The organism is Brachybacterium sp. sponge, assembly GCF_001613775.1.
Taxonomy (GTDB): domain Bacteria; phylum Actinomycetota; class Actinomycetes; order Actinomycetales; family Dermabacteraceae; genus Brachybacterium; species Brachybacterium conglomeratum.
Window position 1 is genome coordinate 1 of sequence record NZ_LRMP01000007.1, and the last position, 1016, is coordinate 1016.

General features: G+C 57.8%; 1 rRNA gene. It reads right to left on the minus strand.

What is annotated here, in order from left to right:
- Positions 1 to 1016: ribosomal RNA gene (locus A4A78_RS17335) — 23S ribosomal RNA — on the minus strand; the annotation flags it as partial.

Consider the following 1016-nt stretch of genomic DNA (forward strand, 5'->3'; position numbering starts at 1 on the left):
GCGGACGGGTTTCTCACCCGTCTTTCGCTACTCATGCCTGCATTCTCACTCGTACAGCCTCCACCACTGGGTTCCCCCGCGGCTTCACCGGCTGTACGACGCTCCCCTACCCACCCCAACACAGTTGGAGTGACACAGCTTCGGCGGTGTGCTTGAGCCCCGCTACATTGTCGGCGCAGAATCACTTGACCAGTGAGCTATTACGCACTCTTTCAAGGGTGGCTGCTTCTAAGCCAACCTCCTGGTTGTCTCAGCAACTCCACATCCTTTTCCACTTAGCACACGCTTAGGGGCCTTAGCTGATGTTCTGGGCTGTTTCCCTCTCGACTATGAAGCTTATCCCCCACAGTCTCACTGCTGCGCTCTCACGTACCGGCATTCGGAGTTTGGCTAAGGTCAGTAACCCGGTGGGGCCCATCGCCTATCCAGTGCTCTACCTCCGGCACGAAACACGCAACGCTGCACCTAAATGCATTTCGGGGAGAACCAGCTATCACGAAGTTTGATTGGCCTTTCACCCCTATCCACAGGTCATCCCCTCCATTTTCAACTGAAGTGGGTTCGCGCCTCCACGCGGTCTTACCCGCGCTTCACACTGCCCATGGATAGATCACTTCGCTTCGGGTCTAGAGCCGGCGACTGAACGCCCCGTTCAGACTCGCTTTCGCTACGGCTACCCCACACGGGTTAACCTCGCCACCGACCACTAACTCGCAGGCTCATTCTTCAAAAGGCACGCCGTCACCCCTCAAGGCTCCGACGGATTGTAAGCGCACGGTTTCAGGTACTATTTCACTCCCCTCCCGGGGTGCTTTTCACCTTTCCCTCACGGTACTTGTCCGCTATCGGTCACAAGGTAGTATTCAGGCTTACCAGGTGGTCCTGGCAGATTCACACCGGATTTCACGGGCCCGGTGCTACTCGGGAACAGCGTCACGCCGCGCACTGGTTTCGTCTACGGGGGTCACACCCTCTACGCCACCGCACTCACCACGGCTTCGACTACCACTGCGCGT